This window comes from Aromatoleum toluclasticum ATCC 700605, assembly GCF_000378245.1.
Classification (GTDB): domain Bacteria; phylum Pseudomonadota; class Gammaproteobacteria; order Burkholderiales; family Rhodocyclaceae; genus Aromatoleum; species Aromatoleum toluclasticum.
The window spans coordinates 11,824-34,955 of sequence record NZ_KB899518.1; the positions used below are offsets into that span (position 1 = coordinate 11,824).

The 23,132-nt window shown below is 65.7% G+C and carries 20 protein-coding genes; 16 read left to right on the forward strand and 4 right to left on the reverse strand.

Annotation, left to right across the window (positions count from 1 at the left end; all coding sequences use genetic code 11):
• Positions 1-50: 50 nt before the first annotated feature.
• The 3 genes from F464_RS0126725 (at position 51) to F464_RS0126735 (ending at position 3,578) form a co-directional block, all read left to right on the forward strand.
• Entirely contained in the window at positions 51-851 is an 801-nt protein-coding gene (locus F464_RS0126725) for a HoxN/HupN/NixA family nickel/cobalt transporter (RefSeq protein ID WP_026296363.1), read from the forward strand.
• 75 nt (positions 852-926) lie between these two features.
• Positions 927-1,724, forward strand: a complete 798-nt coding sequence (locus F464_RS0126730) for an IclR family transcriptional regulator (RefSeq protein ID WP_018992941.1) — start codon at positions 927-929, stop codon at positions 1,722-1,724.
• 195 nt (positions 1,725-1,919) lie between these two features.
• Positions 1,920-3,578 carry an ethanolamine ammonia-lyase reactivating factor EutA gene (locus F464_RS0126735; RefSeq protein ID WP_018992942.1) on the forward strand — a complete coding sequence of 553 codons (1,659 nt, stop codon included), beginning with the start codon at positions 1,920-1,922 and terminating at the stop codon, positions 3,576-3,578.
• 145 nt (positions 3,579-3,723) lie between these two features.
• Here F464_RS0126735 and F464_RS0126740 read toward each other — a convergent pair whose 3' ends face one another.
• The 3 genes from F464_RS0126740 to F464_RS0126750 are packed head-to-tail and all read right to left on the reverse strand — an operon-like array spanning position 3,724 to position 7,522.
• On the reverse strand, positions 3,724-4,806 hold the full coding sequence (locus F464_RS0126740; protein WP_040395822.1) for a cupin domain-containing protein: 1,083 nt from the start codon (positions 4,804-4,806) through the stop codon (positions 3,724-3,726).
• Between the two features lie 26 nt (positions 4,807-4,832).
• Positions 4,833-6,503, reverse strand: coding sequence for an ethanolamine ammonia-lyase reactivating factor EutA (locus tag F464_RS0126745; RefSeq protein ID WP_157354236.1), 1,671 nt, complete (start codon positions 6,501-6,503; stop codon positions 4,833-4,835).
• Positions 6,455-7,522 carry an ABC transporter substrate-binding protein gene (locus tag F464_RS0126750; protein ID WP_018992945.1) on the reverse strand — a complete coding sequence of 356 codons (1,068 nt, stop codon included), beginning with the start codon at positions 7,520-7,522 and terminating at the stop codon, positions 6,455-6,457. Before F464_RS0126750 ends, F464_RS0126745 begins: the two co-directional genes overlap by 49 nt.
• A gap of 774 nt (positions 7,523-8,296) precedes the next feature.
• On the opposite strand from F464_RS0126750, the gene F464_RS0126760 reads away from it, so the two are divergent.
• The 12 genes from F464_RS0126760 to F464_RS0126815 all read left to right on the forward strand — a co-directional run bounded on the left by F464_RS0126760 (position 8,297) and on the right by F464_RS0126815 (position 21,175).
• Complete coding sequence (locus F464_RS0126760) at positions 8,297-10,045, forward strand: ABC transporter permease (protein WP_018992947.1); 1,749 nt, start codon at positions 8,297-8,299, stop codon at positions 10,043-10,045.
• Positions 10,046-10,086: 41 nt separating this feature from the next.
• Entirely contained in the window at positions 10,087-11,202 is a 1,116-nt protein-coding gene (locus F464_RS0126765; RefSeq protein WP_018992948.1) for an ABC transporter ATP-binding protein, read from the forward strand.
• 36 nt (positions 11,203-11,238) lie between these two features.
• On the forward strand, positions 11,239-11,820 hold the full coding sequence (locus tag F464_RS0126770; protein ID WP_018992949.1) for a cupin domain-containing protein: 582 nt from the start codon (positions 11,239-11,241) through the stop codon (positions 11,818-11,820).
• Positions 11,821-11,868: 48 nt separating this feature from the next.
• Positions 11,869-12,468 carry a cupin domain-containing protein gene (locus F464_RS0126775; RefSeq protein ID WP_026296364.1) on the forward strand — a complete coding sequence of 200 codons (600 nt, stop codon included), beginning with the start codon at positions 11,869-11,871 and terminating at the stop codon, positions 12,466-12,468.
• 69 nt (positions 12,469-12,537) lie between these two features.
• Entirely contained in the window at positions 12,538-13,680 is a 1,143-nt protein-coding gene (locus F464_RS0126780; RefSeq protein ID WP_018992951.1) for a cupin domain-containing protein, read from the forward strand.
• Positions 13,681-13,874: 194 nt separating this feature from the next.
• Entirely contained in the window at positions 13,875-15,068 is a 1,194-nt protein-coding gene (locus tag F464_RS0126785) for a porin (protein ID WP_018992952.1), read from the forward strand.
• Between the two features lie 101 nt (positions 15,069-15,169).
• Positions 15,170-16,246: an ABC transporter substrate-binding protein gene (locus F464_RS0126790; protein ID WP_018992953.1), complete on the forward strand. Its 1,077-nt coding sequence runs from the start codon at positions 15,170-15,172 to the stop codon at positions 16,244-16,246.
• Positions 16,247-16,287: 41 nt separating this feature from the next.
• Complete coding sequence (locus F464_RS0126795) at positions 16,288-17,334, forward strand: ABC transporter substrate-binding protein (RefSeq protein ID WP_018992954.1); 1,047 nt, start codon at positions 16,288-16,290, stop codon at positions 17,332-17,334.
• Positions 17,335-17,410: 76 nt separating this feature from the next.
• Positions 17,411-18,655 (forward strand): MFS transporter, encoded by a 1,245-nt coding sequence (locus F464_RS0126800; RefSeq protein ID WP_018992955.1) that lies wholly within the window; start codon positions 17,411-17,413, stop codon positions 18,653-18,655.
• 24 nt (positions 18,656-18,679) lie between these two features.
• Positions 18,680-19,621, forward strand: coding sequence for an EamA family transporter (locus F464_RS0126805; protein ID WP_018992956.1), 942 nt, complete (start codon positions 18,680-18,682; stop codon positions 19,619-19,621).
• A 360-nt stretch (positions 19,622-19,981) separates the two neighbouring features.
• Complete coding sequence (locus F464_RS0126810; RefSeq protein WP_018992957.1) at positions 19,982-20,929, forward strand: MBL fold metallo-hydrolase; 948 nt, start codon at positions 19,982-19,984, stop codon at positions 20,927-20,929.
• Positions 20,930-20,986: 57 nt separating this feature from the next.
• Positions 20,987-21,175, forward strand: coding sequence for a hypothetical protein (locus F464_RS0126815; RefSeq protein WP_018992958.1), 189 nt, complete (start codon positions 20,987-20,989; stop codon positions 21,173-21,175).
• A gap of 160 nt (positions 21,176-21,335) precedes the next feature.
• On the opposite strand, the gene F464_RS0126820 is transcribed toward F464_RS0126815, so the two are convergent.
• A complete protein-coding gene (locus F464_RS0126820) occupies positions 21,336-22,130 on the reverse strand; it encodes an IclR family transcriptional regulator (RefSeq protein WP_018992959.1) in 795 nt (264 codons plus the stop codon).
• A 111-nt stretch (positions 22,131-22,241) separates the two neighbouring features.
• Between F464_RS0126820 and idi the strand changes: the two genes are divergently transcribed.
• A complete protein-coding gene (idi, locus tag F464_RS0126825) occupies positions 22,242-22,901 on the forward strand; it encodes an isopentenyl-diphosphate Delta-isomerase (protein ID WP_232429044.1) in 660 nt (219 codons plus the stop codon).
• Positions 22,902-23,132 lie beyond the last annotated feature (231 nt).

Consider the following 23,132-nt stretch of genomic DNA (forward strand, 5'->3'; position numbering starts at 1 on the left):
ACCGGCGTGCCGATCGCTTCGGCGCGCAATTCTGGAAAGGGTGCAATCAAATGGACACATTGCCGCATGAAATGCTCGGGCTGACCGTCGTGGTTTTTCTGCTCGGGTTGAAGCACGGCATGGACCCCGATCATCTGGCGACGATCGATGGGCTGACGCGATTCAACCTGCGAACGAAGCCGCGCCTGTCACGCTGGTCCGGGTTCCTGTTCTCGCTCGGTCACGGCGTCGTCGTGACCGCGGTCGCGGCGGCCGTCGCGGTCGCGGCACAGCAGTGGTCGGCGCCCGATTGGCTCGAGGACGTCGGCGCGTGGATCTCGATCCTGTTCCTGCTCGGTCTCGGCAGCGCGAACCTGTGGGCGGTGTTCCAGGCGCCGTGCGGCGAGGTCGTGCGCCCGGTCGGGCTCAAGGGGCGCCTACTCGGGCGCCTCGGCGAGGCGAGCCACCCGGTCGTCATCGCCTTCGTCGGCGCCGCGTTCGCGCTGTCGTTCGACACGCTGAGCCAGGCGGCGCTGTTCTCGCTGACGGCGTCGTCGCTCGCCGGCTGGCTCTATTCGGCGGCGCTCGGCGTCGTGTTCATGTTCGGCATGATGGTCACCGACGGCGTCAACGGCTTGTGGATCGCACGGCTCCTGCTGGCCGCGGACCGGCGCGCGCTGATCGTCTCGCGCGTCATGGGGCTCGTCATCGCGTTCCTGAGCCTCGGCATCGCCTTGCTGGGCATCGCCAGATATTTCGTACCGACGGTGGCCACCCTCGTCGAGGGCGCCGGCATTGCGATCACCGCGGCCTTGCTGGCGATGCTGTTCGTGAGCTTCAGGCTCGCGATCCGGCTGTCGAAGCCGGCCTAGGAGGCGGGCCGGTTATTACGCTGCGTCCGGCGACTGGTAGGATGTGTTCCGTATATGAGGATGGAGTTCTGATACATGGAACACAACACGAAACGTGCGCGGAAGGACGATTCCGACAAGCGGCTGTCGTCGGTCGCCAATGCGATACGCCTGCTGAAGGCGTTTTCGGACGACGACTACGAGATCGGCATCACGCAGCTCGCGCGGCAGCTGCAGCTCGCGAAAAGCACGGTGCACCGGCTCGCGTCGACGCTGATCGAGGCGGGCATGCTCGAACAGAACACCGAGAGCGGCAGGTACCGGCTGGGGCTCGCCGTCTTCGAGCTCGGCGCGCTCGTGCGGCGCCGCATGGACTATTCGACCGAGGCGCGGCCGTATTTGATGAAACTGCGCGAGCAGAGCGGCGAGACGGTGCACCTGGCGATCCGCGACGAGGCGGCGATCGTCTACATCAACTATCTGGAAAGCCGCCAGGCGATCCGCATGAGCACCGAACTCGGCATGCGCAAGCCGGCGCACTGCACGGCGGAGGGCAAGGCGCTGCTGGCCTTCCAGCCGGAAGAGGTGGTCGGGCGTCTGATCGACGGAGGGCTCGTCGCGCGCACGCCGAAGACGACGACCACGCCCGCCGCGCTGCGCAAGGAGCTGGCGGCGGTGCGCTCGCGCGGCTACGCGACCGACAACGAGGAGTGCGAGCTCGGCATGCGCTGCATCGCCGCGCCTGTGCGTGACCATGGTGGGGCGGTGATCGCGGCCGTGGGGGTCGCCGGTCCGACGCAGCGATTGACGAAGAAGAAGCTTGCCGCGCTCGCGCCTGAGGTGATCGGCGCCGCGGCAGCGGTTTCGCAGCGGCTCGGCTACGTGCCGCGCTGAGGCCGCATCGATCGCGTCGTCGGTCCGTGCAGTTCCGGCGCCCAATGTCGGCGGGCGTGGATACCTTCCCATGCGGCGGAATGCGCCTACGGCTTTCTCGCCCTACGGCGCCGCTCAATCCATGGTGCATGGCGCTTGAACTCGGATAACAGTATCTACGGTCTGCACAGTTTTCAACGAACGGAGGGTAGTCCAGTGAGCGACGAAGAGCGCGACGCACGATGGACCCATCGGCTCGCCGATCACCTGTACGGCGAGGATTTCGACCACCATCACGACGAAGGCGGGGACCACGACCACGATCACGACCACCTCGGCGCGGACGGGCTCGACGCGCACGACGCGATGTGGCAGCAGGATCACGTCGCGCTCGTCAGCGTCGGCATCGACATCGGCTCGTCGGGCACGCAGGTGATCTTTTCGCGGATCGCGCTGCGCCGGCTTGCCGAGGAGCTGTCGAGCCGCTACGTCGTCGTGGCGCGCGACGCGCTCTATCAGTCGCCGATCACGCTGACGCCGTACCAGAGCGCCGAGCGCATCGACGAGGCGGCGCTCGGCGCGATCATCGACGAAGCCTATGCGGCGGCGCGGCTGCATCCCGACGACGTCGATACCGGCGTCGTGATCCTGACCGGCGAGGCGCTGCGGCGCGACAACGCCGAAGCAATCGCCGGCGTGCTCGCCGAGACCGGCGGCGAGTTCGTCTGCGCGACCGCCGGCCACCACATGGAGGCGAAGCTTGCCGCGTACGGGTCGGGCGCGGTCGCCGCGTCACGCGACGGCGCAAGGCGCATCCTCAACGTCGACATCGGCGGCGGCACGACGAAGCTCGCGCTCGTCGACAGTGGCCGGATCCTCGCGACGGCGGCGCTGCACATCGGCGGGCGGCTGCAGGTCGTCGACGAGGCGCAGCGCATCCTGCGGCTCGATCCGGCCGGCGAGCGGCTCGCCGTCGAGGCGGGCTACGCGTGGCAGCTCGGCGCGCGCGCGGAGCGCTCCGACATGTCGCGGGTCGCCGAATCCATGGCGTGCATCGTCCTCGACTCGATTGTCGGACCGCCGTCGCCGGGCTACGTCGAACGCTTCTATCTGACCGAGCGGCTGCCGGACCTCGGCGCGCTCGACGGCGTGATGTTCTCCGGCGGCGTCGGCGAGTACGTGTATCGACGCGAGCGGCGCGATTTCGGCGACATGGGGCTGCTGCTCGGCGCCGCGCTGCGGCATCGGCTCGACACCGGCGCGGTGCCGTGGCCGCTGCTGCCGCCGGGCGAATGCATCCGCGCGACCGCGCTGGGCGCGTCCGAATACACCGTGCAGCTGAGCGGCAACACCCTCTACATCTCCGATCCGCGCGAGCTGCTGCCGCGCCGGAACCTGCAGGTTCTGCAGCCCGCGTGCGATTTCGGCGACGCGATCGATCCGGAGCGCGTCGCGCGTGAAATCCGCGCGCATTTCGCGGCCTTCGATCTCGAAGAGGGCGAACGCGAAGTCGCGCTCGCGCTGCGCTGGCGCGGCGCACCGTCGTATGCGCGCGTGTCGGCGCTCGCCGCGGGGATCGTGCGCGGCCTCGCGAACACGGTCGCGCGGCGGCTGCCGATCTACCTGATCCTCGACGGCGACGTCGCGCAGACGCTCGGGGCCCTGCTGCGCGATGAGCTCAGCGTCGCGAGCGAGGTGCTCGCGATCGACGGCGTCGTGCTGTGGGATTTCGACTACATCGACCTCGGCCGCATCCGGATGCCGTCGCAGACGGTGCCGGTGACGATCAAGTCGTTGGTATTCAACGAGGCGCCGCAGGCGGCGACGCGACCGCACCGCCATCCGCATCGTCACCCCTATCGACCGAGGGGCTGAGCCGGTCAAGGCAAAGGCACGAACCGTAGGGCGGGAAAGCCGAAGGCGCATCCTGCCAACCCACGGTGGAGCGGAGCCCGGCCGCCGCGTGGCGGGAGGCGCTTCGCTTTCCAGCCCTACGAATGCCGGTCCAGCCCCTGGAGTGCTACAAGAACGCCGACATCCGCACCGTGACGCCCGCTTTGCGTGTCGCTTCCTCGTACATCTGTTGGACGCGCGGATTCTGGTCGGCATATTCGATCTGGTCGCCGCCGTTCTTGAGGCTCGTCGACACGCCGCCGAACAGCGACTTGCGTTTGCTTTCGGTGAAGGGGTAGCGCAGGCTGCCGTACGCGGTTGCGAGGTAGCGCGCCGGCTCCGGGCACGCGTTGAAATGCTGGTGGAACATCTGGTCCGGCGGCGCGAAGACCGTGCCGTGCTGCCAGTCGACGCGGTGGAAGTCGGGCTCGCCGTCGTACCACAGCAGCGAGTAGCCGGTGCCGGTCACGCACATCACGTGGAAGTCGGCGCCGTGGCGGTGCGCCTTCTTGTAGGTGCCGACCGGCATCTCGGAGATGTGCGCGTGCATCGTGCCGTCGGCGAGGATGAACATGATGTTCGTGCCGCCGGCGCCGCGGTCGCCCCAGGGCTTGAGCTCGATCGACGCGAGGTCGGGCACGAAGTTCGTTTCCCACATGTGGTTGCCGGGACGCACCGGAATGAAGTCGCCTTCGCCGTCGAAATATTTCGCGCTGCCGATGCGCTCGTCGAAGTTGAAGTTGTTCTCGAAGATGAACGCCTCGTTGTGGAACATGTTCATGACGGCCGGCAGGCTCGTCGTCGACACCAGCCGCGCGGGCTCCGAGCCGCTGCCGTTGAAGTGGCGGTATTTCGCGTTCAGCGGGATCGCGAACATGCTGCGCGGCCCCCATTCGAACATGTGCTTGCGGCCGTCGGGCGTCTCGATCGTCGTGCTGCCGCGCCCCGACAGCACATAGACGACTTCCTCGTACAGGTGGCGCTGCGGCGCGGTCGCTTTCGACGGCGCGATCTCGAGCACGAACATGCTGATGAAGTCGCCGCGCCCCTTCAGGTGCACCGCAGCGCCCTGCGCGTCGAAGCGTGCCCAGGGCCGAGTCTCGACCTGGAAGAGATCGACCCCGAAATCCTCGGTGATCGGCAGACCCTCCTTCTTCACCCAATCGAGGTAAGAGTCGACCATAACCTTCGGTGTAGCGGTGCTGTCCATGTTGTCTTCCTTTTCGCTCAGTGAAATCAGTGAATCGAATAACGGGCGCCGGTGTTCGGGCGATCCGCGGGATGCGCGCCGTTGCCGCCCGCGAACAGCAACGACTTGATCATGATCGGCACGACGTGGCTCGGCTCGATCACCTCGCCGATGTCGACGAAGTCGAGCTCGCGCAGTTGGATGCCGTCGATCGACACGATGGGGCGGGCGAGGGCGAGTTCGTGCTCGAGGATGTGGCCGAGCGTCTTGCCGATGTCGCCGTCGCTGATCAGGATCAGCGGCGCTTCGCATCCGGACGCGCTGCCGATCGCCGCCGCGATGCCTTCGGCGAGATGGCGCAGCCGTATGTAATGCGGATCGCCGCGCCATTTCAGCGCCACCGCCACCGGTGCGTCCGGCTCGACGTGTGCGCGGGCGAGCGCGGCGGCCACCGCGCTCGTGACCGCCCGGGCGGGCAACGCCCCGTCGGCCGGCAGCGCGGGGAACAGCACCGGCACGTTGTGGACCGGCAACGCCGCCACCTCAGACAGATGGATCGTCTTGCCGCTGACCTGCATCGAGAACTGCGACGCGCCGATCACGGTGGCGCGGATGCCCTGCCCCGTGTCGCGCAGCGGCGGCAGGATGCGGTCGGCGCCGAACGCATCGCCGATCCGCTCGGCGAGCGGCCGGGCGATGTCGCCGAACTGCGCGGTCTCGCGGCCGTAGAGGTATTCCGACACGCCGCCCGAGAACGTGATCATGTCGGGCGCGACCGCACCGGGCAGCGCTTCGGTCAGCAACAGCCCGCGGGCGAGCCCGGCAGGCGGGCGCTGCCGCAGCATCGAAACCGCGACGTCGGCGAGCGCGGCGACGACGCGATCGAGATCCTGCAGCGCCGGACACTGCCCCAGACGAAGCTCGATGCCGAGCGCATGCGCGACGATGCGCGCGGCCTCGTCGATGCGCGTGAGCCGGCCCTGCGTATCGAACGCGATCAGCCGGCCGCCGACCGCGAACGCGCAGGTGCTCAGGATTTCGCCGTTGCGGATCAGCGCGAGCTTTGTCGTCCCGCCGCCGATATCGACGTTGAGCACCGTCGCGCCGGCTTCGCGCGAGAGCGCGACCGCGCCGGAGCCGTGGGCGGCGAGCACGCATTCGAGATGGTGCCCGGCCGAGGCGCAGACGAACTTGCCGGAATCGGCGGCGAAGAGCTCCGCGATCGCCTGCGCGTTGCGTTTCTTGATCGCTTCGCCAGTGAGGATCACCGCGCCGCTGTCGATGTCGGCACGCGAGACGCCCGCCTGCTGGTAGCAGTCGTCGATGAAGGCGCCGAGCGCCGCCGCGTCGATCGTCTCGTCGGCGAGGAACGGCGTCAGCAGGATCGGCGAGCGCCACAGCATCTTGCGGTCGACGACGACGAACTGGCTCGACAACAGCTGCGTCTTCCGCTGCAGCCGCACGCGCGAGAACATCAGGTGCGACGTCGAGCTGCCGATGTCGATGCCGACCGTCGTCAGCTCGACGTTGTCGACTTTCCAGATGAACTCGGTGATCGCGCCGCGCTCGCCGATCGACAGCTCGTGGATGTGCTCCCCGTCGCCGTCGTGCAGCCTCAGCGCCGGAGCCCCGGCGCTGTCGTGAAGGCGATCCAGGTTGAATGCCCCCGTCACGGCGCGGCCCGCTTCGTGACGACGTCTTCGTAGGTCTTCAGCCATTTCTCGTTCATGTCGAGCGCGAGCGCCGGATCGATGAACTTCAGCGGCTGGCGCGCGAGCGGCGCGTCGATCTTGCGGCTCGTCGGCACGTAGTTGCGGCTGAACGAGATCTGCTGCGCTTCGCCCAGCATGTAGTCGTAGAAGAGCAGCGCCGCGTGCGGGTGCGGCGAGGTCTTCAGCACGCCGACGCTGCGCAGCTGCGCGACGATCGGCTGCATGACGAACCAGTCGATCGCCGCCCCTTTCTGCTTCAGCTGCTCGGGCTTGTTGTTGTAGATCGTCAGGCCCAGCGGCACTTCGCCGGCCGCGACGAGGTTCGTCAGCAGCGTGTGGCCCTTGCGCACCGACAGGCCGTTGGTCGCGACGAGCTCCTTGAACAGCTTGTGCGTGGCCTCCTCGCCGAGCTCCTGCGCGAGCGCCGCGAACCACGCCTGGTCGTCGGACTCGATGCCGAGCCGGCCCTTCCATTTCGGGTCGAGCAGGTCGTGGAACGTCTTCGGCAGATCCTCCTTGCGGATCTTCTCGGTGTTGTAGGCCTGCACGAAGACGTCGAGCGTGTGGCCGGCCCACTCGCCGTGCGCCGGCACCGCCTGCGGCATCAGGTCGGCGAACTGGGGCGAGCGCACGCGCTGCAGCAGTTTTTCGCGGTGCAGCGCTTCCATCTCGGGCGCATTGTTCTCGACGACGTCGGCTTCGAAGCGCCCGGCGCGGGTTTCGCTGACGACGCGCCGCAGCACGTTCTCGGAGCTCGAACGCCACAGCTTCACCTTGATGCCGTACTTCCTGCTGAACGCATCGACGATCGGCGCGATGTCCTCGCCGGTCATCGATTCGTAGACGACGAGCTCGCCTTCCTTCTTCGCGCCGTCGACGAGCCGCTGCTGCCGGCTCGGACCTTCGAGCTGCGCGATTTCGGCGATCGCGCCGTCGGACGGCGCCGGCTGCGCGAACGCGGCTTGCGACATGGGTAACGCGAGCAGCGACCAAACGAGATACGAGCTGCGGAATAGGCGGTTCATGCGTACTCCTCGATCATCAGGACAGGGCGGTTGAAATCGGTGGAAAGCCGCAGCGCGAAAGCCGAATCGGTGCTGCGCACGACGGTTCGCTTGCGGACAATGAAGTCCAAAAAGTGGACTACAGTCTGCCGGCGTTAATCGAGTATAGGCTTGTGCATGATGTGCATAGCGTCATGGATGAAAAATCGCGACCATAATATGGACTATTGTCGACCTGCCGCGGACGCAGGCGCTGCAGGGCCAGTACGCAGCGCACTCCGCCGAATCCGCGGCGGGTGCATTCGAGCGGTGTCGATGCGCGTGACGCGTTCGGCTCATTCTCCGTGCAGTCGGTTTGCGAACGGGCGTTCGCCGGCGCAAACGCGTTCGGAAGAGCCATTACCACGAAAGACATCGCCGGCGCGGTGTGCGGCTGCGGCTGCGGGGCGTGTGTTTGCGATGTTGTGCCGCACCGAACGTCGAGATTCGCCGCAATGGCGCGGTTTCTCCGGTCCCGGCGCCGAGTCGCACCAAGTGCGAATTAAAAGTCCAACAAATGGACTCTGGATCGATCGCTAATGATTCGTCAAAAACGCCCGGAAGATACGCTAATTATCTGATTAAAAAGTAAAAAAATCGATGTCGTCTCTATTGACACCGCATCAGTCGCTGGAATAGTTTTCGGTCCAGACGCAGCGAATAGCGCAAGTCCATAAAGTGGAATAAGAACGAAGCGCGCGAAGGGCGCGGTGGCCGGGAGACCGGTCCCGTCGCTCTCAACAAGGAGGAGTCGTGATGGAGATCGTCGATCAACGGTCCGTTGTGCTCAGCGAAAAGCCGCCGCTGCCCTGGCAACGGATCGACCTGAAATGGATCATCATCGGCTTGTCGGTCGTGGTGGTCGCGTACCTCGGGCTGGTGCCGTTGGGCTTCCTGATCTGGCAGAGCTTCTTCACGCCGCAGACCGCGGCGAAGGCGGCGCAGTTCACGCTGGGAAACTACGGCACCGCCTACACGAGCGTCGAGACGCTGCGGTTGTTCCTGACGTCGCTGAAGTTCTCGCTCGGCACGGCGGTGTTCGCGTTCATTACCGGCACGACCTTGGCATGGATGAACGAGCGGACGAACACGCCGTTCAAGAACCTGTTCTTCGCGCTGTCGATCATTCCGCTGATCATTCCCGGCATTCTCTTCACGGTCGCCTGGATCCTGCTCGCGAGCCCCAAGATCGGCCTCTTGAATCTCGCGCTGCAAAGCTGGTTCCAGACCGATTACGTGTTCTTCAACGTCTATTCGATCTGGGGAATGATCTGGGTCGAAGGCCTGCACTACTCGCCGATGGCGTTCCTGATCATGACGGCGGCGTTCCGGTCGATGGACCCGTCGCTCGAGGAGTCGGCGCTGATGAGCGGCGCGAGCGTGTTCCAGGTCGCCTGGCATGTGACCTTGAAACTCGCATGGCCGGCGATCTTCGCGACGCTGCTGATCCTGTTCATCCGCGCGATCGAATCGTTCGAGGTGCCCGCGCTGATCGGGCTTCCCGTCGGCATCCACGTCTTCACGTCGTCGATCTATCAGGCGATCCACCAGTATCCGAGCAACGTCGGGCTTGCGTCCGCGTATGCGGTGACGCTGCTGCTGATCACGACGGTCGCGGTGTATTTCCAGTCGCGCCTGTCGGGCAAGGGCAGCAAGTACTCGACGATGACCGGCAAGGGCTTCCGTCCGCGGCCGATGGATCTGGGCAAGTGGCGATATCTGACGGCCGGCATGTTCATCCTGTATTTCGCGATGATCGTCGCGCTGCCGTTCCTGGTGCTGCTGTGGTCGTCGTTCCAGAAGTTCTACAGCGTGCCGTCGGTCGACGCGCTCAAGACGCTGACGTTCGACGCGTATCGCTTCGTGCTCGGCTATCCGACGCTCATCGATTCGGTGTGGAACAGCGTCGTGCTGGCGTTCGCGTCGGCGACCTTGATCATGCTGCTGACTTCGGTGATCTGCTGGATCGTCGTCAAGACCAAGATCCCCGGGCGCTGGCTGCTCGACAACCTCGCGTCGCTGCCGATGGTCTTCCCGGGCCTGGTGCTGGGCCTCGCGGTGATGGTGTTCTACCTCAACGCCGACATCGGTATCTACGGCACGCTGTGGATCATGCTGCTCGCGTACGTCACGCGCTTCATGCCGTACGGCCTGCGCTACTGCACGACCTCGATGATGCAGATCCACAAGGAGCTCGAGGAATCGGCGTCGATGAGCGGCGCGTCATGGGCGACGAACTTCCGCCGCATCATCCTGCCGCTGTTGAAGCCCGGCCTCCTCGCCGGCTGGATCTACATCGTCATCGTGTCGATCCGCGAGCTGTCGACCTCGATCCTGCTCTACAGCCCGGGCACCGAAGTCGTCTCGATCGTCGTCTGGGAGCTGTGGGAGAACGGGCAGTACGTCGAGCTCTCGGCGCTCGGCGTGATGTTCATCGTCGCGCTGTTCGCGCTGGTCCTGTTCGCGCAGTGGCTGGGCAGGCGGTTCGGCGTCAAGGAGATGTGACAGGAAGGAAGCCCTGCAATAGAAACGGCCAGGAGAAAAGGATGCTGAGCGTCAATGCATTGAATACGTCGTATCCGAACGAGCGCGGCGAGATCGTGAAAGCCGTGCAGAACGTGAGTTTCGAAGTGCCCGACGGAAAGCTCTTCACCTTGCTGGGCCCCAGCGGCTGCGGCAAGACGACGACGCTGCGCTCGATCGCCGGGCTCGAAAAACCGACGTCGGGGCAGATCTCGGTCAATTCGCGCATCGTCTATTCGTCTGCGACGAACACTTTCGTCGCGCCGAACAAGCGCGGCTTCGGCATGGTGTTCCAGTCGTACGCAATCTGGCCGCACATGAACGTTTTCCAGAACGCGGCGTTCCCGCTGGAAGTCGGCGGCAAGCGCCCCCCGCGCAAGGAAATCCAGGACAAGGTGATGCGGGTGCTGGCTGCGGTGCGGCTCGACCACCTCGCCGAGCGCGAGGCGACGAAGCTCTCGGGCGGTCAGCAGCAGCGGCTCGCGCTCGCCCGCGCGCTCGTCATGGAGCCCGCGCTGCTGCTGCTCGACGAGCCGTTGTCGAACCTCGACGCGAAGCTGCGCGACCGCATGCGTTTCGAAGTGAAGCGCATGCAGCGCGAGCTCGGGCTGACGACGATCTACGTGACGCACGACCAGAGCGAGGCGCTCGCGCTGTCGCACGAGATCGCGGTCATGAGCGAAGGGCAGATCATGCAGATCGGCACGCCGCAGGACATCTACGAGCGGCCGGCGAACAAGTTCGTCGCCGATTTCGTCGGCGTGACCAACTTCATCGAAGGCAGCGTGCTCGGCGCCCACGAGGACGGCGGCTACGTCGTCGACACGCCGATCGGCGCGCTCGGCGTCGTCTCGGCCGACCTGCTGCGCGTGGGCGACGACGTCATGGTGTCCGTCCGGCCCGAGGACGTCGTGCTGTCGGAGCAGCGCCCGGAAGGACGCAACGTTTTCGAGAGCGTCGTCGATGTACGCGTGTTTCTCGGCGAATACCGCGACTTCCAGGTCAAGGTCGGCGAACGCCTGCTGCTCGCCCGTGCGCATCCGTCGATCGGAACCGCGGTCGGCGAGAAGACCTACATCCAGCTGAACCCCGAAAAGTGCGTGGCGATTTTCGGCGAACGAAAGAAGAAGGCGGCGTAAGCGCCCCCCGACCCCTGCAGCACTGAAGGAGGAACCATGAACGAACCGAGAACGGGCGGTGACGGAGCGGCGTCGCCCGACGCCACCGAGTCCCACTATCACAGCAAGAAGGACCGGGTGTTCGTGCGCGCGATCGCCGGCCCGTACAACCTCAACGACGAACTCACGCGGCTGCGCGCGCAGCCGCGCGTGCGCAAGGGCTCCGAGATCAAGTTCCGCGACGGCCCGCAGACCTTCAGCCGCCACTACATGGAGCCGAAGGACGGCCTCACCCAGACCTTCCACATCCATCTCGAGGAATACGCGCCGGGCGGCAAGTCGCAGAAGCACGGGCATGTGAACGAGGCGGCGTTCTACATCCTCGACGGCCGCGGCTACGAGATCCACGACGGCGTGCGCTACGACTGGCAGGCGGGCGACATCGCGATCGTGCACAACAACTGCGTGCATCAGCACTTCAACGCCGATCCCGAGAAGCCGGCGCGCGCGCTCGTGATCAAGACCAAGCCGATGTACATGTTCATGAACATGCTGTTCCAGAAGATGGTCGAGCCGCGGCCGACGACGCCGGCGCCCGGGGCCGAGGGCTACCGCGTGCGCGAGCGGGAAGAGGACTGAAGCCCCGACGCGGGGTGTGCGGATCGAAACCGGGAGGAGGCGGGAATCGTGGCTTGGGGTGAATCGAAAGTGTGGTTGAAGGGCGGCGCCAACGAGGCGCTGTATCAGAACTTGCTCGACGACGCGGCGCAGGCGCCCGAGCGCAACCGGCAGCGCCGGAAAGTGATCCGGCCGGAAGACATGCCGTGGGAGCTCGCGCGCCAGGGCGTACTGAAGCATCTGCTCAACTCGCAGATGAACACGCGCATGGAGACCGTCGACGCGTACATGCAGATCATTCCGCCGGGCAGCCGCTCGGGCAAGCACCGGCACCTCGCCGAGGAATGCCTGTACGTGCTCGAAGGGCGCGGTTACGACCTGCACCAGGATTGCGACGTCGAAATCACCGACACGTACCACTGGAAGGTGCAGGACGAGGTCAAGCGCTTCGAATGGGAGGCGGGCGACGTGATCTACGTGCCGCCCAATACCGTGCACCAGCACTTCAACGCGAGCCCTGACCGGCCGGTGCGGCTGATCTCGGCGGTGAACCGCATCTACAAGCAGTGCGGGCTGAACGATCTCGAACAGTTCGAGGATGCGCCGGAATACCAGCCCGGCATGCGCCTCACGGAAGCGCTCGTGCGGCAGTACCTCACAGGGAAGTGAGCAGGGAAAGCAACCGGCCGGACCGCGCCGACGCGGTCCGGATGACTTGTCATTGAGGAGCGATCGGGGATGGCCAAGGATGCAATCGTCTCGGACGAGCTCGCGAAGAAATTCGCGACCGAGAAGGACTCGCCCTACACGCGCTGGGTGCGCGACGAAGGGCTCGACATCATCAGCGCGCACTACATACCGAGCCTGAACACGGTGGAGCTGAAACCGTGGCCGCGGCGCGGCGGGCGCGGCGTGTATATCAATCACGAGGCCTCGCGTACGTCGAACGACTGCTATGTCTGCGAGATTCCCGCGGGCAAGGAGCTCGCGCCGCAGCGCCAGCTGTTCGAGGAGATGATCTACGTGCTCGAGGGCCAGGGTTCGACGACGGTGTGGAACGACGCCGGCCGGCGCGCGAGCTTCGAGTGGAAGGCGGGCGCGCTGTTCGCGGTCCCGCTGAACGCCTGGCATCAGCATTTCAACGGCTCGGGCAGCCGTCCCGCGCGCTTCGTTTCGGTGACGAACGCGCCGGTCGTCATCAACCTCTACGAGGACAGCGAGTTCGTCTTCAACACGCAGTACGACTTCCTCAACCGTTTCTCGGGCGAGCCGGATTTCTTCGCCGGCAAGGGCGAGCAGAAAGGGCTGCTGCTCGACGTGAACTTCGTCGCCGACGCGGTGAACCTGCCGCTGATCAGCGCGGCCGAGCGCGGCGCCGGCGGCGGGCACATCCGCTTCAACATGGCGAAGGGCTCGATGAACAGCCACATCTCGCAGTTTCCTGTCGGCACCTACAAGAAGGCGCACTGCCATGGTCCCGGCGCGCACGTGATCATCCTCGGCGGCGAGGGCTATAGCCTGATGTGGCCCGAAGGCGAGGCGCCGCGGCGCTACGACTGGCAGGTCGGCACCATGATTGTGCCGCCGAACCGCTGGTTCCATCAGCATTTCAACACCGGCACGACCCCGGCGCGCTACCTCGCGTTCAAGCACGAGGTCGTGTCGATGCGCAACGCGCAGGGCGTGCCGAAGGCCTGGATCAGCCGCCGTCTCGGAGGCGACCAGATCGACTACGCCGACGAGACGCCGGTCGTGCGCACGATGTTCGCCGAGGCGCTCGCGAAGTCCGGGCTAGCGCCGCGCATGGAGCGCGTGTACGAAGCCGAGCTCGCCGACCTGCCGCCGAATCCGGGGGCAGCATCGGCCGCGCAACCGGGCTGAGCACATGAATTGAAGCCGGCACGAGGCCGATCTCCGGCCCGCGATCGTCCGAGCCGATTCGAGAACTGACGCGAACAGGCCCGCCTGTTCCGGGAGGGGGAATTTTCGTCCGAATTCTAAAAGAACGGCGTTCCGCATAAAGGAATGCATGTGCAGTTGGAGGAGTGGCGTCTCAAATCAAGGGAGGAATCACCGTGGGCAACAGAGCAATCTATGCAGCGCTTGCGACCGTCGGAATCGCGGCACCGTTCGTGGCTCAGGCGGAGTCGGCAAACGTCGTGATCTACGGCAAGCTCTATCCGCAGATCGTCCAAGTACGCACGAGCGGCGCGACCGACGCGGGCGGCCGCGTGAGCACGCTCAGTAACGCCGCGAAAGGCGACGAGATCCGCAGCCATACGGAAATCAACGCCTCGAATTCGCGTCTCGGTTTTCGGGGCACCGAAGACCTCGGCAACGGCTACAAGGCGCATTTCCAGATCGAGCAGAAAGTCGCGATCGACACCGGCGAGGGCGAGCTCGGCACGCGCAACACTTTCGTCGGTCTGTCGGGCGGTTTCGGCTTCGTAAAGCTCGGCAATTACGACACCGTCTACAAATCGATCGGCGATACGCTGAGCTTCCTCGGCATCAGCGGCGGCAACTTCGTCTCGAATAGCAGCATCCTGTCGAAGTCGGCGCTCGGCAGCGGCAAGGCGGGCAGCTTCCATCTGCGGGCGGCGAATACCGTGCGGTACGAATCGCCCGAGTTCGGCGGCCTGCAGTTCCTCGCGCAATACGCGACGGATGAAGCGAAGACCGACGAGCGCGATCCCGACCTGCAGTCCTACGGCGTCAAATACAGGAACGGCCCGTTGTATCTCGCGCTCGCGCACGAAATCCACACCGACTTTTTCGGCGGCTCGCGCAATGCGCGCTCGTCGGCGTCGAACTTCACTGCGGCACCGGGTGCGAACTCGCGCGATACCGGCACGCGCGCGACCGTCCAGTACAAGTTCGGCAACAGCCGCGTCGAGGTCGATTACGCCGTGCTGAAATACAAGGAATCGGGCGGAGTGGCGACCGGCTTCAAGGAGTACGAGCAGAGAGCTTATTCGATCTCCGCGGACCACAAGATCGGTAACTGGACGATCGCGGCCAGCTACGCGCATGCGTCGCCGGAGGACTGCTCGCTCGTCGGCGGCGGCGCCTGTTCGACCAGCGGGCTCGACGGCGAGCAGCTGAACCTGGGCGCGAGCTACAGCCTGTCGAAGCGCACATCGCTGTTTGCGCTGTTCTCACGGCTCAACAACGACCGCTCGGCCCGCTTCAGCAATCTCGCGATCGGCAAGCCCGACGCCGGCGCCGACATCACGCAGGCGGCGCTCGGCATCAGCCACAGCTTCTGAGCAGGCGCGCGGCTGCGCCGAACCAGGGCAGCCGTGACGGCGGCGCGCGCCGGCGTCACGGCTCGATCGATCCCGTATCACACTGAAATGAGGTCGTCATCATGATGAGCATTCCTCCGAAGCGGTCGTGTCTGGCGCGGTGCTTCGCCGCGGTCGTGAGCGTCGCACTGTCGGCGCTGCTTGCGCAGTCCACGTCCGCGTCGGCGGCCACCGCAGCCGAAGTCGCCGCCTACGCCGGCGCCGACCGCACGCAGCGGCTGATCGCGGCCGCGAAGAAGGAGGGCGAGCTGACGCTCTATACGTCGATGCCGCTCGACGACATGACCGTGCTGACGACCGCCTTCGAGAACAAGTACGGCATCAAGGTGAAGATGTGGCGCGCCGGCTCCGAGAAGGTGCTGCAGCGCGCGGTCACCGAAGCGCGCGGCAGCCGCTTCGACATGGACGTGGTCGAGACGAACGGCCCCGAGCTCGAAGCGTTGCACCGCGAGAAGCTGCTGCAGGAAGTGAAGTCGCCGTTCATCGCCGACCTGATCCCGCAGGCGATCCCGCCGCACCGCGAGTGGATCGCGACGCGGTTGAACATCTTCACGCAGGCCTACAACACGCAGCTCGTGAAGAAGGAGGACCTGCCGAAGACCTACCAGGACCTGATGAGCCCGAAGTGGAAAGGCAAGCTCGGTATCGAGGCCGACGACCTCGACTGGTTCGCGATGATCGTCGGCGAGCTCGGCGAACAGCCGGGGCTGAAGCTCTTCCGCGACGTCGTCGCGACCAACGACCTGTCGGTGCGCAAGGGCCACACGCTGCTGACGAATCTCGTCGCGGCCGGCGAAGTGCCGCTCGCGCTGACCGTATACAACTACAAGGCCGAGCAGCTGAAGAACAAGGGCGCGCCGGTCGAATGGTTCGTCATTCCGCCGGCGGTCGCGCGGCCGAACGGCGTCGGCGTCGCGAAGGGCGCGCCGCATCCGCACGCGGCGGTGCTGTTCTACGACTTCATGCTGAACGAAGCGCAGTCGCTGATCCTGACGCGCGACTACGCGCCGACGAGCACGAAAGTCGAGACCTCGCTGAACAAGATGCCGCTGAAGTTCGTCGATCCGCGCGTGATCCTCGACGAGGGCGGGAAATGGGAAAAGCTCTACGCCGAGATCATCACGCGGCAGGCGCAATAGCCGAAAAACGAAGCCGGACCGATGCGAAAGGAGGAAGACCGATGCGCTGGTTGAACATGATCGGAGCGGCGACAGTCGGCGCCGCGATACTGCTGGCCCCGCCGCACGCCGCGGCGCAGGACATGTCGCTGCTGACTTACGACGGCCCCGACCGCCAGCCGAAGATCGAGGCGGCGGCCCGCAAGGAGGGCACGCTGACGCTCTACACGAGCATCAGCGAGCAGGATCTGGCGACGCTGGTCGCGCCGTTTGAGAAGAAATACGGCATCAGGGTCAAGACGTGGCGGGCCGGCACCGACAAGGTGCTGCAGCGCACGCTGACCGAGGCGGGGGCACGGCGGCACGAGGCCGACGTCGTCCACATCTCGGCGCCCGAGATGGAGGCGCTGCACCGCGAGAAGGTGCTGCAGCCGGTGAATTCGCCGCATTTCGACGAGCTCATCGACGGCGCACTGCCGGCGCACCGCGAGTGGGTCGCGACGCTGCTGTCGGTGTGGGTGCAGGCCTACAACACGAACCTCGTGAAGAAGGACGAGCTGCCGAAGACCTATCGGGATCTGCTCGACCCGAAGTGGAACGGCAGGCTCGGCATCGAGTTCAAGAACCAGGAATGGTTCTCGACGGTTGTGCGCGGGATGGGCGAGGAGGCAGGTCTTAAGTTCTTCCGCGAACTGGTCGGCCGCAATGGCATCACGGTGCGGCAGGGGCATTCGCTGCTGACGAACATGGTGGTGTCGGGCGACGTGCCGCTCGCGCTGACGGTGTATAGCTACATGCCCGAGCGCGAGAAGGTCAAGAACGCGCCGATCGACTGGTTCGCGATCGAGCCGGCGGTCGCGCGCGCCAACGGCATCGGCATTACACGGGCTGCACCGCACCCCGCCGCGGCGCTGCTGTTCTACGACTACATGCTGACCGAGGCGCAGAAGCACCTCATCGGCATCGACTACATCCCGACGAACAAGGCGGTGCCGTCGCCGCTGAAGGGCCTGCGCACGACGATGGTGGACCCCGCGGTGACGCTCGACGAGATGGAGAAATGGACCCGGCTGTACCAGGACATCGTCGTCAAGCGCGGCATGCACTGACGATGTCGCCAATCGATACCGTTCCCGGCTGCAGAGCCGTTTTCGGCGCCGGGCGCGAAACAGGAGGAGCGTACGCGTGAAGGATTCGGAAGCGACGGCCCCGGAGCGGCCCTGGCGGGAGGTCTGGCTGATCACGATCGGCCACGCCTTCACGCACTGGTACCCCGCGACCTTCTATCTGCTGCTGCCGCTGATCGGCCGCGAGCTCGGGCTGACGTACGGCGAGGTCGGGCTGATCATGACGTGCCAGTACGCGGCCGGCGCGGCCGCGAACGTTCCCGGCGGCATGCTCGTCGACGCGGTCGGCCGGCGCGGACTGCTGATGGCGGTGTCGCTCGCGTGGGTCGGCTTGCCGTACCTCTTGATGGGCTTCGTCGCGGACTACCGGCTGCTGCTCGCCTGCGTCGTGCTCGTCGGCATCGGCAACAACCTGTGGCACCCGAGCGCGATCCCGACGCTCGCCGAGCGCTTTCCGCAGCGCAAGGGTCTCGTGCTGTCGCTGCACGGCATGGGTGGCAACGCCGGCGAAGCGCTCGCGCCGCTGGTCGTCGGCAGCCTGCTCGCGACGTTCACCTGGCGCGATATCGTCGTCATGAACGTCGTGCCGGGGCTCGCGCTCGCGGTCGCGATGGTGGCGATGCTCGGAACGCTGCGCGGCGGCCGGACGACCGCGACGCCGGCCGGCGCGGCGGGCCGTGGGCAGCCGCCCGGCGAGTTCCGGCGCGGGCTGCGCGCACTCCTCGGCAACCGCAGCCTGGTGCTGCTGTCGGCGAGCTCGGCGTTCCGCTCGATGACGCAGAACGCGCTGCTGACCTTCCTGCCGCTGTTCCTCGCCGATCGCATGGGCTATTCGCCGATGCAGACCGGCGTGTGCCTGTTCGTGCTGCAGGCAGCGGGCTTCGCCGCGGCGCCGGTCGCGGGCCACCTGTCGGACCGGATGGGGCGGCGCCAGGTCGTCACGGCCAGCATGGCGGCGACGGCCGCGGTGCTGCTGTCGACGGCCGTCGCGGGCAGCAGCGCGATCTTCGTCGCCTTCGTCGCCGTGCTCGGGTTCTTCCTGTACGCGGTCCGTCCCGTGATGCAGGCGTGGCTGCTCGAAGTGACGCCGAAGACGGTCGGCGGCACGACGATCGGCATCCTGTTCGCGACGCAGGCGGCCGGATCCGCGCTCGGTCCGATGATCGGCGGCCTGCTCGCGGACCGCTACGGGCTCGACGCGGCATTCTACTTCCTCGCCGCGACGATCATGTGCGCGAACCTGTTCGTCTTCGGCACGCCGACGCAGGTCGTCGAGCCGCAGCCGGCGGCCGCGCCGCGATGACGACGGGGCGGGGAGCCGATCGCCATGGGTGAATGGCTCGCGATGCTGTCGATGAGCTTGTTCGCATCGTCGAACCTCGCGATCGCCCGCGCGGTCGGCCGCGGCTCACAGGACAACGGTGCGTTCCTGTCGATCCTGATCACGAGCGCGATGGCGCTCGTCGCTTGGCTCTACCTGAATGCCGGCGCGCGGCTGCCGACGGTCGGCGGCGCGGCGCTCGCGTGGTTTGCCGGCGCCGGCCTGCTGACGATGTTCATCGGCCGGGTGTTCGTGTTCGCGTCGGTGCAGCATCTCGGCGCCGTGCGCGGCTCGGCCGTCAAGCGCCTGAACCCGATGTTCTCGGTGATGCTCGGCGTGCTCGTGCTCGGCGAGCCGATGGACGCGGCCATGATCACCGGCATGCTGCTGATCTTCTCGAGCTTCGGCGTGCTCGTGCGGCAGTCGCTGCGCAACGCGGGCGCGGGCGCGGGCGCGGGCGCGGGCGACGGCGCTGAGGCCGATGCCTCCGTGCGCGACTGCTTTGGCCTGCTGATCAACGTCGGCTACGTCTACGGGCCGATCTCGGCGCTCGCGTATGCGATCGGCTACGTCGCGCGCAAGCAGGGCCTCGTGCTCGTCCCCGACCCGGCGCTCGGCACGCTCGTCGGCGCGCTCGTCGGTGCGCTGGTGTTCGCACTCGCCGCCGTCTTCGTCGACAGCTACCGCGAGTCGATCCGCAGCACCTTCACGCGCTTCGACCCGTGGCTCGTCGCCGCGGGCGTGCTGAGCTCGCTCGGACAGCTCTCCTTCTTCGCGGCGATCAGCCATACGACGATCTCGCGCGTCGCGCTGATCACGTCGATGGAGACCTTCATGACGATCCTGCTGTCGCTGGCGCTGTTCCGGTCGCGCGACGGGCTGACTGCGCCGGTGCTGTTCGCCGCGGGGCTCGGCGCGGCCGGGACCGGATTCATCGTCTGGCACTGACCACGCGTCGAGCGCAAGCCCCGGCATTCAAGCCGGGGTGAGTTTCGCTCCCGCAGCGATCGCCGTTTCGAGTTCTTCGCGGTTCTCCACTTCGATCTGGACCGGGAGATCCCCCGGCGCAAGCGCCTCGGCGACGCCGAGTTCAGTTCCCCCATTGGGACCGACAATGGCTTGAGTGAGCGTCCATCATACGGATCTAATTTATACAGCGGCCAATGCTTACTGCTTGTTAAAGTCTGAGATGGCCGACAAAATGCGAAATTAACAATCCATGATCCTGAAATACTTTATCCATAAGATGGATGTCGTGACAAAAGCATTCGTGATGCGATCCAATCCTCTTACCTGACTCGTCAACCCATGGAATCAATCATCGACTATGGCCACGGCATTGTGGCAATCGACAGCGGGTTTGTCCGGCCGAGGCTGGCGGCGGTCCACTGCATCGTCGAGGACGGCCGTGCGGCCCTAGTGGACACCGCAACCAATTCCAATACGACGACCGTCCTGGCAGCGCTCGCTGCACGCGGCATCCAGCCGGAGCAGGTCGACTGGATCCTGCTCACCCACATACATCTCGACCATGCCGGCGCCGCGGGCGCACTGGCGCGCCTGCTGCCCAACGCGCGCCTGTCGGTACATCCACGGGGAGCGCGCCACATGACCGATCCGTCGCGACTGGTGGTTGGCACAGTCGCCGTGTACGGCGCAGAAGAGACGCGCGAAAAGTATGGCGACATCCTGCCGATCGCACCCGATCGCATTGTCGAGGTGAACGAAGACAGCGTGCTGAGGCTAGGCACGCGCACGATCCGCGTGCTCGACACCCCCGGTCATGCCCGGCACCACGTCTGTTACGTCGACGAGGCGACCGGGCATATCTTCACCGGTGATACCTTCGGCCTGTCCTATCGCGAACTCGACAACGCCGGGCGTGCCTTTGTACTACCCGTAACCACGCCGAATCAGTTCGAGCCCGAGGCCATGCACGAATCGGTCGAGCGCATCGCGGCGTTGCGGCCCGAGGCCGTGTATGTCACGCACTTCGGACAGGTACGCGACGTGTCGCGGCTCGCGGCCGACCTGCATCGTTTGATCGACGCTTTCGTCGCCGCCGCGCGCTCCGCGAGCGGCGCCGGCACGATACGCCATGAGCGGCTCAAGGCCGCACTCTCCACGCTGCTGGAAGACGAAGCGCAGCGGCAGAACTGGCGGCTCAGTGGTGACGCGATGCGGGAACTTCTCGCGGCCGATATCGAACTCAACGCCCAGGGGCTTGCCGACTGGCTGGACAAGCAGAATCCGTAGCGACCGTTCGCGGGCGGACCGAGTCGGCCGGACCCCGCGAAAGAGGGTCAATTTTCAATGCGTAGCAACAGCTATGTCATAGAAAACCGCCGCATCACCCTTTCGGGCCCCGCCGCCGATCTGCTCGCATCACCGGAAATCGCCGAGCGCTACCTCGGCGTCGGCACCGCCGTACGGTTCTCGCGCGACGAAAGCTCCCGTTTGGCCAAACGATTGCTCTCCGCCATCGATCTCCTGTCATGTTGAGCGCGACACCGCGCCCCGCGCGACCACCCGGCGCATGTCGACCGGCAGGAACGGCCTCTCGATCATAGTTGCCGGGTTAATGGGAGACTGCGGAGCGGACTACGGGGACGGGGACGGGGCCGCGGCGCCGCGCCGATCGACCGTCCGGCGGCGTTTCCGCTCAGGGATGCGCCCGGTCGTCGAGCGAGTTTTCGAGCAGTTCGATCTCGGAACGGATCAGCGAAACGAGCTCGCGCTGGCGCTCCCGGGTCATGCGGATCGAGATCGCGCCGATGCTGATCGCGAGCAGCGGCTCGCCGGAGCGCGAACGGATCGGAAGCCCCACCGACGTCGCCCCCGGCGTGACGTTCTCGTTCAGCGCGAAGCCGAACTCGCGGCACCGCTGCAGCAGCCCCTTGAGCTCGGGCATGTTGAGGTTGTTGTAGGCGCTCAGGCGCAGCGCGTTCGCCGTGATGATCTCCTCCTGGGTGTGCTCGGGCAATGTCATCAAGAGCGCGAGGCCCCCTGCGCCGACGCCGAGCGGGCGACGCGTGCCGACGTCGAGCGTCAGCGTCTTGATCGGGAACGACCCCTCGACGCGATCGATGCACACCGAGTCGGCACCGCTGCGGATCGCGAGAAAGATCGTGTCGCCGGTCCTTTCCGCGAGGCGCACCAATGCCGGGTGGCAGATGTCGCGGAGGTTGAAATTCGACGATGCGGCCAGTCCCAGCTCGAAGATCAGCCGCCCGAGGAAATACCGCCGCGTCTCCGGGCTCTGCGTGATCAGCCCTTCGGCCATCAGGCACTTCAGGATGCGGTGCGCGGTCGGCCGCTCGAGCTTCGTCTGTTTCGAGATATCGACGAGGCGTAGCCCGGTGCTGTTGCGCGACGCGATGACCCGCATGATGTGCGTCGCCCGCTCGATGCTCTGGGTGCCGCCCGCGGATCGTTCGGTCATCGTGTCCGTCGTCATGGTGCCTCCATTGTGTCCAATATACGGAAGAATACTGTCGGCGAGTGCGTTGTCAATGGCTTTTGCTGGCTATAGATTGAGCCATAACGGGCGATTCGACGGAAATAGGGTTTGGAAAAATGGTCCGAAGTGTGGATCGCAGAAGTGTGGATCGTACTGGCGGCGCCGGGCGACGAGCGGGTGTGCGCCGGTCTTTCGGGTGGGGTATGTGCGAGGAGGTTCGACATGGAAGAGTACGTGGTACTGGTCGACGAGAACGACAATCCGGTCGGCGTCGCGGAAAAACTCGCGGCGCACCGTAGTGGCAGCCTGCACCGTGCGATCTCGGTTTTCGTGTTCGATTCGCGCGGTCGCTTATTGCTGCAGCGCCGGGCGGCGGCGAAATATCACTCGGGCGGCCTGTGGAGCAACACCTGCTGCAGTCATCCGCGACCGTCCGAAGGCGTCGTCGCCGCGGCTCGCCGCCGCTTGCGCGAGGAGATGGGGTTCGAATGCGAGCTGGCGAAGGAGTTCGGCTTTGTCTATCGCGTCGCCTTTCCGAACGACCTCGTCGAGCACGAATACGACCACGTGCTGTTCGGGCGCTACGACGGCGATCCGGTGCCTTGTCCCGACGAGGCCGATGACTGGAAGTGGGTCGAGGTCGCCGAGCTTGCGGCCGACGTGAAGGCGAATCCGGGTCGCTACACCTTCTGGTTTGCCGCCTGTCTCGACCGGGTCGTGGCTTGTTTCGCGGCGCAGTCGCGAACCGCCGAGCTCGTTTGCGCCTGACGGTTGGAATTAGATTTTTTCATAGTCCATAAAGTGGATTTTAAACTCATGCTGTACGGTTGCCGCAATGCCGCGGCATCGCTAGATTGTATCCCGTAAGCTGATGAATCACGGCAGTGAGCGCAGCGACAGAGTGTTATCGATAGTCCGGAATATGGAATATGTCGATGGCCGAATGAACGAAACCCTGGAGACGAACGAGATGAACGATCTGGCGAAGAAGGAAATCGA

Bases quoted from the DNA above. Each gene is read 5' to 3' on its own strand.
- F464_RS0126725 (WP_026296363.1), top strand. From the start codon at position 51: ATGGACACATTGCCGCATGAAATGCTCGGGCTGACCGTCGTGGTTTTT.
- F464_RS0126805 (WP_018992956.1), top strand. From the start codon at position 18,680: ATGGGTGAATGGCTCGCGATGCTGTCGATGAGCTTGTTCGCATCGTCG.
- F464_RS0126770 (WP_018992949.1), top strand. From the start codon at position 11,239: ATGAACGAACCGAGAACGGGCGGTGACGGAGCGGCGTCGCCCGACGCC.
- F464_RS0126740 (WP_040395822.1), bottom strand. From the start codon at position 4,806: ATGGACAGCACCGCTACACCGAAGGTTATGGTCGACTCTTACCTCGAT.
- F464_RS0126765 (WP_018992948.1), top strand. From the start codon at position 10,087: ATGCTGAGCGTCAATGCATTGAATACGTCGTATCCGAACGAGCGCGGC.
- F464_RS0126810 (WP_018992957.1), top strand. From the start codon at position 19,982: ATGGAATCAATCATCGACTATGGCCACGGCATTGTGGCAATCGACAGC.
- F464_RS0126730 (WP_018992941.1), top strand. From the start codon at position 927: ATGGAACACAACACGAAACGTGCGCGGAAGGACGATTCCGACAAGCGG.
- F464_RS0126795 (WP_018992954.1), top strand. From the start codon at position 16,288: ATGCGCTGGTTGAACATGATCGGAGCGGCGACAGTCGGCGCCGCGATA.
- F464_RS0126760 (WP_018992947.1), top strand. From the start codon at position 8,297: ATGGAGATCGTCGATCAACGGTCCGTTGTGCTCAGCGAAAAGCCGCCG.
- F464_RS0126790 (WP_018992953.1), top strand. From the start codon at position 15,170: ATGATGAGCATTCCTCCGAAGCGGTCGTGTCTGGCGCGGTGCTTCGCC.
- F464_RS0126815 (WP_018992958.1), top strand. From the start codon at position 20,987: ATGCGTAGCAACAGCTATGTCATAGAAAACCGCCGCATCACCCTTTCG.
- F464_RS0126750 (WP_018992945.1), bottom strand. From the start codon at position 7,522: ATGAACCGCCTATTCCGCAGCTCGTATCTCGTTTGGTCGCTGCTCGCG.
- F464_RS0126745 (WP_157354236.1), bottom strand. From the start codon at position 6,503: ATGGCTGAAGACCTACGAAGACGTCGTCACGAAGCGGGCCGCGCCGTG.
- F464_RS0126820 (WP_018992959.1), bottom strand. From the start codon at position 22,130: ATGACGACGGACACGATGACCGAACGATCCGCGGGCGGCACCCAGAGC.
- F464_RS0126780 (WP_018992951.1), top strand. From the start codon at position 12,538: ATGGCCAAGGATGCAATCGTCTCGGACGAGCTCGCGAAGAAATTCGCG.